This is a genomic window from Coleofasciculus sp. G3-WIS-01 (genome assembly GCF_040223135.1).
Taxonomy (GTDB): Bacteria; Cyanobacteriota; Cyanobacteriia; order Cyanobacteriales; family Coleofasciculaceae; genus Coleofasciculus.
In genome coordinates, this window is the sequence record NZ_JAVJZI010000159.1 from 22006 (window position 1) to 30213 (window position 8208).

The 8208-nt window shown below is 46.4% G+C and carries 7 protein-coding genes; 4 read left to right on the forward strand and 3 right to left on the reverse strand.

The window, feature by feature from the left end:
• Positions 1-27: 27 nt before the first annotated feature.
• The gene (locus RIM23_RS15505) at positions 28-1314 is read left to right on the forward strand and encodes a glutamyl-tRNA reductase (protein ID WP_446368104.1); all 1287 of its coding nucleotides are present in this window, start codon (positions 28-30) and stop codon (positions 1312-1314) included.
• A 283-nt stretch (positions 1315-1597) separates the two neighbouring features.
• On the opposite strand, the gene RIM23_RS15510 is transcribed toward RIM23_RS15505, so the two are convergent.
• Complete coding sequence (locus RIM23_RS15510; protein ID WP_446368105.1) at positions 1598-2173, reverse strand: hypothetical protein; 576 nt, start codon at positions 2171-2173, stop codon at positions 1598-1600.
• Between the two features lie 222 nt (positions 2174-2395).
• Between RIM23_RS15510 and tftA the strand changes: the two genes are divergently transcribed.
• Entirely contained in the window at positions 2396-3751 is a 1356-nt protein-coding gene (gene tftA / locus RIM23_RS15515) for a hormogonium tapered terminus morphoprotein TftA (RefSeq protein ID WP_446368106.1), read from the forward strand.
• Between the two features lie 46 nt (positions 3752-3797).
• Here tftA and RIM23_RS15520 read toward each other — a convergent pair whose 3' ends face one another.
• Together RIM23_RS15520 and RIM23_RS15525 are read right to left on the reverse strand one after the other, a co-directional pair.
• On the reverse strand, positions 3798-4175 hold the full coding sequence (locus RIM23_RS15520; RefSeq protein ID WP_446368107.1) for a response regulator: 378 nt from the start codon (positions 4173-4175) through the stop codon (positions 3798-3800).
• Positions 4176-4448: 273 nt separating this feature from the next.
• Complete coding sequence (locus RIM23_RS15525; protein WP_446368108.1) at positions 4449-5654, reverse strand: tetratricopeptide repeat protein; 1206 nt, start codon at positions 5652-5654, stop codon at positions 4449-4451.
• Between the two features lie 171 nt (positions 5655-5825).
• Between RIM23_RS15525 and RIM23_RS15530 the strand changes: the two genes are divergently transcribed.
• Positions 5826-7178 (forward strand): esterase-like activity of phytase family protein, encoded by a 1353-nt coding sequence (locus RIM23_RS15530; protein ID WP_446368109.1) that lies wholly within the window; start codon positions 5826-5828, stop codon positions 7176-7178.
• Between the two features lie 60 nt (positions 7179-7238).
• On the forward strand, positions 7239-7985 hold the full coding sequence (locus tag RIM23_RS15535) for a DUF4058 family protein (protein ID WP_446368110.1): 747 nt from the start codon (positions 7239-7241) through the stop codon (positions 7983-7985).
• The last annotated feature ends 223 nt before the right edge of the window (positions 7986-8208 follow it).

Consider the following 8208-nt stretch of genomic DNA (forward strand, 5'->3'; position numbering starts at 1 on the left):
CCCAACGATAGAGATTCGGAGAACACAATGAATATTGCCGTCGTAGGTTTAAGCCACAAAACAGCGCCAGTTGAAGTACGGGAAAAACTGAGCATTCCCGAAGCCCAACTAGAAGACGCCATGCAACAACTCTGTAGCTACCCCCATGTTGAAGAAGTGGCGATCCTCAGTACCTGCAATCGCCTGGAAATTTATATTGTGGCGAAGGAAACGGAAAAGGGTGTTCGTGAAGTTAGTCAGTTCCTTTCAGATAACTCTCATGTACCCTTGCATCAATTACGCCCCCATTTGTTTATTTTGTTACATCACGATGCAGTCATGCACTTGATGCGCGTTGCGGCGGGACTTGATAGTCTAGTCCTGGGCGAAGGGCAAATCTTATCTCAAGTTAAGCATACCCATAAAGTCGGTCAGCAATACAAGGGAATTGGACGCCTGCTTAACCGACTGTTTAAACAAGCGATTACCGCAGGTAAGCGAGTCCGCACTGAAACCAGCATTGGTACAGGGGCGGTTTCGATTAGTTCTGCGGCGGTGGAACTCGCCCAGATGGAAGTGCAAAACTTAGCCGCTTACCGAGTGGCAATTATCGGTGCAGGGAAGATGTCACGTCTGCTTGTACAACACCTGCTTTCTAAAGGTGCTGATGCAATTGCCATTGTCAATCGTTCAACTCTACGGGCTCAGGAGTTGGCAAAGCAGTTTGAGAATGCTCAGTTAACGGTACATCCTCTATCTGAGATGATGGCGGTGATTACGCAGTCGGATATGGTGTTTACGAGTACCAGTGCGACAGAACCGATCCTGGATCGCGCTAAACTGGAAGTCCATCTTGCTCCCAGTCGCTCCTTAATGCTATTTGATATTTCCGTACCACGTAATGTGGATGCCGATGTTAATGAACTCGAACAGGTTCAAGCTTTTAATGTGGACGACTTAAAAGCGGTGGTGGCGCAAAATACCGAAAGCCGCCGTCAGATGGCGATGGAAGCGGAAAGCTTACTGGAAGAAGAGGTGGAAGCCTTTGAGGTTTGGTGGCGATCGCTCGAAACGGTGAGTACAATTAGTAGCTTACGGGAGAAAGTTGAAACTATCCGGGAGCAGGAGTTAGAAAAAGCCCTATCCCGCTTGGGTTCAGAGTTTGCCGATAAACATCAAGAAATTATCGAAGCGCTGACACGGGGAATTGTGAATAAAATTCTCCATGATCCGATGGTGCAGTTAAGGGCGCAGCAGGATATTGAAGCCAGACGCCAAGCGATGCAGACGCTGCAAACGCTGTTTAATTTGGACATTGAGGAGCAGTTTGGTTAAGCGTTAGCGTTGAAGTTTTTTAGGTTTGGTTTGTCTTTGTAGCTATTCCTTAAGGGGAATATATAGCAGTCGATACATCGATTAGGACAAGTAGAGATGCGATTCAAAAGCGCGTCTCTACTTGTCCTAATTCATAATGCGCTCATATAGGATCACTCTACTCTTAGCAAACGTCAAATCCCTTTTGCAACCGAAAAGATATAGTGAAAAGAGCCCCTACAAATTATTCAGGTGAGCAATGTTCCCGACGTAGCATGCTACGTCGGGGATCTCCAGGATAGAGCTAATCGGGGAAGGCAAATCCTGTTCTGGGATCGCGGATAAACAACCCAAGCACTAAAGAGTCCATTACTGTGTCCCAGACGGGGTTCAGGCGCTCTGCATCGTCTACCCAGTAGTCAAATGTAATTAAGCATTGAACTCCAGAACCTAAGCCAATACAGATGCGGGAATAGGCGTCGCGGTTTTCGTGAGGGTCAATAAATTTGAATTGAGTCCAGACGAGGCGGGCGGTTTGGCGCTTCAGTTCAATAATTTCGCCCTTCTCAGTTATATTGCGCTCATCATCTCGAACGACTCGCTTTAATAAAGAAACTAAGGGAAATTCAGCCCAATCGCCTGGGGGGAGTAGATTATAGGACGCTTCTAAGCGACAATCATCGTTGGGTGGCTTTCTGTCCAGAAACCGAAATGATTTGGTATCCGGTTCAAAATGCCAATCTTCGGGAACATCAAAGCGCAATGCTCCTCGCCCTGCTACGAAGATCCGATGTCCAGGCGGGGATGTCCAGTTGTGGTCTTCTTTTAGCTCTAGGGTTTCTTTGATCCATTGGAGATTGTGCTTTTTGCGCTTAGCCATAGCTGCTCGCCTAGATGAAAACCAGATTTAACCTAATTATGAAAGATGGTAACACTATCTCCGGCTTCTAGAGATGGTGTGCTACGTTTCTATCCCATTTCCCTCTCTGGATGGAGGTGAGGCAAAACTGATACGGTTAAGCACTAGCCGAAAGACCCCGAAATCCTTATTCTGGATTAGTGGCGGTGAGTGCGAATAATCAGTGCTGAGGACAAGTAACTAATGGGACGAATCTTTATTTCTGCCGGACACGGAGGAATTGAACAAGGGGGGCGCGATTTAGGCGCGATCGCAGGCGGTACAACGGAAGCTCAACAGATGATTCTGCTGCGGGATCAGATTGTCCCAGAGTTGCGATCGCGTGGCTTTGAGGTTCTCTCTGTCCCGGATGACTTGAGTTCAGCCGAATCGATCCAATGGATTAATGCTCGTTATCGTCCTGGGGATGTGGCGCAGGAAATTCATGCTGGTTCTTCCCCCAATCCCAGTGTCCGAGGGGCTACGGCTTACTACATCGCCAATAACACCGAACGCAAAAATCATGCTGAACTGATCCTACTCGCACTACTGCGACGCCTTCCCCAATTGCCGAACCGAGGGGCGAAGCCGGATACGGCGACAGGGATGGGTTTTCTGTCCTTTACCCGCGATACTTTTCTCCCCTCACTGTTAATGGAGGTTGGCTATCTCACCAATCCAGAGGATCGCTTTATTATTCAAAATCGCCGCCGCGAGATGGCGTTAGGGATTGCTGACGGACTAGCGGCGTGGAGTCGGGCGGTTTCGGGAACGGAACCGGGAAATGGAACGGATGTTACCTATCCCCCCATTAATATCACTATTAATAATCAAACTTATGGAGAGCAAGGCATTATTGTTAATAACAATGCCTATATTCCCATTGACTTAGCCGACCGCTTGGGTGTCGATTTAACCACCATTCCAGGTATTCGCCGTCTCCAATATCGGGGAGTGGTTTACGTTAAAGCGATTGAATTGCGAGATTATAATATTGCCGTCGGTTGGGATGCGGCAACACGCACGGTAATTTTGCGCTCAATTTTACAAATTTGTCCGGGTCAAATTGACCGAATTATGGCACATGGCAATACATCAGAGGTGCAGTTAATGATGTTCCTCAAAGCCAATAATGAAGACGCCCTCGCTCAGTTTCCGGACTTACCCAAGCTTTACCGAGAAGAAGCCGCCATTGAAGGGGTTAATTATGATATTGCTTTTGCTCAAGCCATGGTGGAAACGAACTTCCTCCGTTTTGGTGGCGATTTGAAACCTAGTCAAAATAACTTTGGCGGCTTAGGATCAGTCGGTGGTGATCCGGAGGGGGCGACATTCCCCAGCGCCAGATTAGGAGTTCGCGCCCATATTCAACAATTAAAAGCTTACGCTAGTTTAGAACCTTTGGTACAAGAAGTAGTCAGTCCCCGGTTTCGCTTTGTCACTCGTGGGATTGCGCCGCTTGTCCAACAGTTGAGCGGACGTTGGTCAGCTGACTTGCAGTATGGCGATCGGATTATGGCTGTTCTCAGACGTCTCTACGAATCAGCCGGTTTTTTCTAACATCGGGTGTCGGGGATTACTGCCAAAAGGAGATGCACCCAATACATTATGACCAATCTAAAACTTTAGTCACCTCCTTAGTTAACGTCATTGGATCAAAGGGTTTAGCAATAACTCCAGCAATACCTAACTGATTAAATTGACTTATTTCGTTGTTAAATACTTTTGCCGTGAGTAAAATTACAGGGATTTTTTGAGTGCTGGGAGAATTTTGCAACTCTTTAAATAGGGTCAACCCATCCATATCCGGCATCATCACGTCCAAGAGAATCGCATCAGGTTGTTCAGTTTGGGCTAAGTGTAGTCCCTTCTTCCCAGATTCAGCCGTGATCACTTGCCAATTGCCAATCGTTTCGAGGCAAGCTTGGATTACTAAGCAAAGGTTGGGTTCATCATCAATGACCAGGATACATTTGGTAGACATAAATCAAAATAGTTGTGAGGTTGGATTGTGTAGGAACGGGTTTAAGGATTATCCTTTTTTTTTGTTCTAATCTTATTAAACCCGCCCCAAGAAAGTGAGAAAGTTTTTATTTTTCATTCTGTCGGGACGGGTTTGACGACTAACATTTTTTACTCTGATGTCAACTCAACCTGTCCGGATGAAGTGATAGATTAGCTTAATTAAGGGGAAAAGGCAACATAAAATAAAAACAACTGCCCTCGCCAACCCCACTTTATCCACAAATTTTAATGATTACTTATTACTTGTTTCCTCCTGATTAACTTTCTCGATTTGACGAGCAAAATAGGTTTCTTGATACTGCAACGACTGGGCTAAGACTAGACCATTTTGAAAAGCGCCTAAGGCTTGATCATAGTTGTTTTGGGCGAGATAAATCTGACCCATTTGATCATAAGCCTGCATCAATCCATAGTAATTGTAGGACTGTTGCTCCACAATAATCAAGGTTTCGTAAACCTTGAGGGCATAGTCGGGTTGGTCGTAAGATAAATAGAGTTGGGCTAATTTTTCGAGTGCATCACTGGCATAAGCAAACTGTTGCGATGACCAAGCGAGTGCATAAGCTTCTTGGTAGCTTCGAGAGGCTTGTTCGGGTTGATTCAGGGCTTCGTAATCAGCACCAATGGCAACTTTCAGGGCGGGGATTTGAGTATAGTTTTCTTGGTTGAGGTAATTGTCTACTAACCTTTCCTTGATCCGCAGGGCGTTTTCGGGTTTCTGGGATTGCTTATAAATGTTGATCAGTTCTTGTAGATAGTTAACCTCCGCCACGCGATCGCGCCTTGCTTGGGCTATTGCTAGTAATTCTTCATAAATGACAGCGGCTTGGGGATAGTCAAACCAAGCCAAGTGGAGTTGGGCGATTGTTTCTAAGATTTCGGCTTGAGTTTGCCGATCACCTTGTTGACGAGCATCGGCTAAAATTTGCTCATAGATAGCCAAGGCTTTTCTGGGCACTCGTATCTGTTGATAGGCTTGACCTAATGCGCCTAAAAGTTCTGGATCTAAGTCTCCTTCTTCCTCAGCGTTTTGCTGAATAGTTTCTAAGCGTTTGGTAATCAACTGTACCTGGGATTTCCCATTCCTACTCCAGGCAATTTCGCCCACACGCCCTAGAGTTTTGACTTCTTCTAATCGTCCCCCAAGGACTCGCCGTAAACGAATTTCTCGATACCAGATATCAAACGCCTCTTCTAGATTTCCCGCCCTCAGTTCGGCGGCGGCTTGATTATTCAGTTGATCTAGGGCTTCACCCAGTCTGCGGCGTTCTAAGGGGCTTAAGGGGCGTTCTACGGGAGGATTGGGAAGCAGGGGATCGGCGGTGGTATCTAGTTCTAGAGGATTGGGTGGATTTGTTTCGGCGGGTTGGGCTAATGTTCCACCACTTAACCCTACCCAGAGCGTTGCTATGCAAAAGAGTAGTTGAACTTTTCTCATTACTTTAATCTGTATAAGATGCAACACGGTTTTAGCTTTAAGAGGAGAACTTTAGTTCAGGGATTAAATCTCGATTTCTGATAAATATCATCAATCTTTCACGGCTAGATACCTTGTCCATAGTCAAGCTATGGGTAGGCTAGTTGACTTTATCTGCTAATGTAATGACCATTGACGCTTAAAATCAATTTAGAGTTTCAAACGGCTGTGTATTTAATTTGCCCATCTAAACGGGCAAGATGGCTCAAGCAAGCCCCTACCCTAAGACTTTTGACATTTCTTATGATTGAGCATTTAACACAAAATTTCCTAAAAATCAAGCTCCTTCGCCCTTTATTATCTCGACTCTTAGTCGTTGCGATCGCGCTATTGACTCTGTTGACGACTAGCTGTAGTCCCTCAACCGCCAGAACCGCCGAACAGCGGACGTTTCTGGATTTATCCTTAGACTTTTTAGGGGAATACCAACTTGCCAAACCGATGATGTTTGAGGAGACTCCCGTTGGCGGCTTATCCGCTCTATCCTATGATCGTGAGCGCGATCGTTTTTTGGCACTGTCTGATGATCGGTCAAATCTCGCGCCCGCCCGATTTTACACCCTGGCGCTGAATATTAACCGCGACTCGGCAGGAGAGATTAGCATTGAATCCGTCACCGTGGAGGATGTAACCATCCTTAAAGACGAAAACGGCAAATCCTATCCCCCAGGAACCATTGACCCCGAAGGAATCGCCCTGTCGGGTAAAGGGGGCGTATTTATTTCAACTGAAGGGGTTCCCAGTCGGGGAATTGAACCCGTTATTCAAGAGTTTGACCGCCAAACGGGACAACCGTTACAACGCTTGCGAATTCCTGATCGTTTTCTCCCAAATAATAATACGCAAGAGGAACAACTTCCCCGTGGCGTACAAGAAAACTTAGGCTTTGAAGCCTTAACCTTAGAGCCGGTTACGTTAGCGGCAGCCAGTGGCGATCCCTTTCGCCTATTTACAGCCACTGAATCCGCCTTAATTCAAGATAGTTTACCCCCAGATTCAGATGACGTTCCCCGAATTCGGCTACTGCATTATTTAATTAGCGACATTGCCCCACCCCTGCTGGTAGCGGAACATTTGTATCCACTGGCTCCCGCCCCGAAAGGGACGATTGATTATGGGTTATCGGAATTAGTGGCATTAGATACAGAAGGTCACTTTCTCAGTTTAGAACGGAGTTATGGGTTGTTGGGACTCAGCGCCCAAATTTATCAACTAACGCTGGGTGGGGCGACGGATACCTCTAATATTGCCAGTCTCAAGGGGGATATTTCGCGCCTTGATCCGGTGAAGAAAAAATTGCTGCTGGATTTGAGTACCTTGGGAATTTATGTAGATAATCTGGAAGGGATGACCTTGGGTTCACGGTTGCCAGATGGGAGTCGGAGTTTGGTATTGGTTAGTGATGATAACTTTAATGAAGCACAGGTAACGCAGTTTCTTTTGTTTCGGTTAAATAAAGGACTAGGTTATAACGGGGGTAGCTAAAGAAGGATTTGGTCTATTATCCACATTGCCGATCATCTTGGAATCAGGAGCCAAATAATTATGGGGTTGCTGGATCACTTTCATCCACCATTAAGTACTCGTCGTCACTGGCACGCTTTCCACAATGCCTGGGCAACTTATATCGCCTCAGATTTAAACCGTCAATTGCCAGAAGGATATTTCGCTGAACCGAATGTTCAATTTGGGATTGAAATTGATGTGGCAGCCTTTGAAGAACTATCGTTATCCACCACTCTGGTATCGGACAATGTGGTTCAACTGCCAACCTCCTCTCAACAACAATGGATTTCTCCGCCACCCGCGCAAACGGTTCCTTTTTCTCTGACAACTGAGGCGGTGGAGGTGAGTATTTTCAGTAGTGAAGCCGGTCCAACCTTGATGGCAGCCATCGAGTTGGTGAGTCCGAGCAATAAAGATCGACTAGGGAATCGTAAGGCTTTTGTCGCTAAGTGTCAGACCTATTTACAGCAAGGGATAGGGTTAGTCGTGGTGGATGTGGTGACGGGACGAAATGCAAATTTACATGAGGCGTTATTGGATCAGTTAACCCTCACAACGTTGCCTCTAAATGCCCAACTGTACGCCGCCGCTTATCGAGTTGTGGAGCGTCAGGGACAGGTGAGTTTGGACATTTGGCAAGAAGCCTTGGCAGTGGCAAGTCCCTTACCTGTAATGCCGTTGTGGTTGCGAGGTGAACTTTGCTTGCCTGTGGATTTGAATGCTACTTACCTGCGGACTTGTCGAGAACAGCGAATTGAGGTGGATAGGGATTCCACGAGTGCATGAGTAGAGACAAGGCAACAGGCAATAGGCAACAGGCTTTCATCGGCTAAGGGATAAAGGGGGTTCCTGTCGTCGGATTTGGTATAATTGACACTCCCCGCCCTATAAGTGCGGGGATTCTTAGTTCCGCGACACACCTTACAATTATCTATCCTTGCGGCAATACTTAAACCAAACACCCGTAGAAAACTACCAAGTATTGAGCCTAATTTAGATAACTCCAGAG